Genomic DNA, 1,926 nt, shown 5'->3' with positions numbered 1-1,926 from the left:
AGCCAGGTCAATGCCGGGCACGATGCGATTCTCAATGCATCTCGGGACATCAACGTCATTGGCAGTGGAATCAGTGCCGATAACAGCGTTTCGCTCGATGCCGGCCGCGATGTCAACGTGGTTGCCTCGATCGATCAGCAGCGCAGCAATACTTGGGAGACGGACAAAAGCGTCGGGATCAAACAGACCATCGACAGCAATGCCTTCACCACGTTCGTTGGCAGCGAAACCCTTCAACATGGCGTCAACAGCAAGGGCTACACCGCAGCGGGCAGCTCCATCGACGCGGGCATGAACATCAATGTAAACGCCGGTCGCGACATCAACCAGCAAGGCTCCGATCTGACCGCCGAGAACAACATCCGGCTCAAGGCTGATCGCGACATCAACATCGATGCCAAGGAAGAGGCAAGCGAAGTCACCATCCGTGACAGCATCAAGCGCAACGGCATCACCGTGACCACGGCCTACAACATCGGCAACACCATGGATGGCCTTAAAGGCACTGGCAAAGGTGAGGATGGGGTCAGCAAAGGCTCAAGCGTACTGAAGTCGGTTGATACGCTGGATCAGTTCTTCAGTGGACCGAAATTTGACGGACATATCGGTGGATCGAGCGTCAGTTCAAGCCAGACTCAGACGTCGGTCACTCAACGTCCGTCGACGCTTTCTGCAGGCAATGACATCTCGCTGGACGCTGGCAACAACGTCAACGTTAGCGGTAGCCACTTCAATGCCGGCCGTGACATCAACGTCAAAGGCAAGGACATCACCTTTGACGTTGCGCATGGCTCGGAAAGCAGTGACGGGCATTCGACCCAAAGCAAGGGTGGCGTCAAAGGGGGCACCACCGGCGGCTTCAAACTGGGCGTGGGTGTCAGCAATGCCGGCACCGTAGACAAGTCGACTCAAGGCACCTCAACGGCAACTCAGTTGAACGCCGGTGGCAGCATCAACCTTGACGCGGAAAACGATCTGACGCTGATCGGCACCCGGGCCACCGCCGAGCGGGATATCGCCCTCAAGGCCGGTAACGATCTGAATATTCTCTCGGCGCAAAACGCCTACGAGAGTTCGCACGATCGGCGTAGCTGGGGTGCGGAGGGCGGCATCATCGCCGGCCAGGACGGCTTCGGTGTTTATGGTTCGGCGAATGTGGGTATCGGCGATCTCAACCGTGAGGGCGTCAAGCAGCAAGAAGCCTATCTGTATGCCGGTAACAAACTGGGCTTCGAAAGCGGTCGCGATACCAATATCGCTGGCGCGACTTTGCGTGGCGACGAAGTCATCGGTGATGTCGGTCGCAACCTGACCGTGACCTCTGTGCCGAACACCGGCAAGGTCGAAGGCAAGGAGTTCGACGCCAGCCTGACGGTTGCGGTGAGCTTCGGCGCAACGGTCAGCGGTTCGCTGGGTTATGGCGAGACCAACGGCAAGACCAACTGGGTCGACAATCAGACTGTTATCAGTGGCAAAAGCAAAGTCGACATCCGTACCGAAAAACATACGCAACTCGATGGCTCGGTGATCAGCGCTGACAACGGCAACCTGAAACTCGACACTGACACCCTCGGCTACCGCAACATCACCGGCAAGGATAACGAGCACGGTTATTACCTCAATGTCAGCGGCAGTTATGGCGGGGGCGGTGGCGCCCAAGCCGACAAGCCGAACAAGGGCATGGAAGGCGAGAGCAAAAACAGCTGGGCCGTGGAGGGCTACAAGTACGACAAGGACCGTCAGCAGACGCTGAATGCCACCGTGGGTGAAGGTCAGATTGTCGTGCGTAACGACAAGGCTACCGGCCAGGATTCCACGGCGGGTCTTAATCGTGATGTGAACAAGGCCTATGAGATCACCAAGGATGAGGATCATCGCACGACGTTGTATGCGAGCAGTTCCTCCATTGATGCCGTTAGCCATCCG

The 1,926-nt window shown here is 57.4% G+C and carries 1 protein-coding gene; it reads left to right on the top strand.

Features of this window, described 5'->3' with window-relative positions:
- The coding region (locus tag ACIOWA_RS27890; protein WP_401162922.1) for a hemagglutinin repeat-containing protein at positions 1-1,926 on the top strand (1,926 nt) is incomplete at both ends.

The organism is Pseudomonas sp. NPDC087614 (genome assembly GCF_044743485.1).
GTDB lineage: Bacteria > Pseudomonadota > Gammaproteobacteria > Pseudomonadales > Pseudomonadaceae > Aquipseudomonas > Aquipseudomonas baetica_A.
This window is presented reverse-complemented; position numbering and strand designations above follow the sequence as displayed.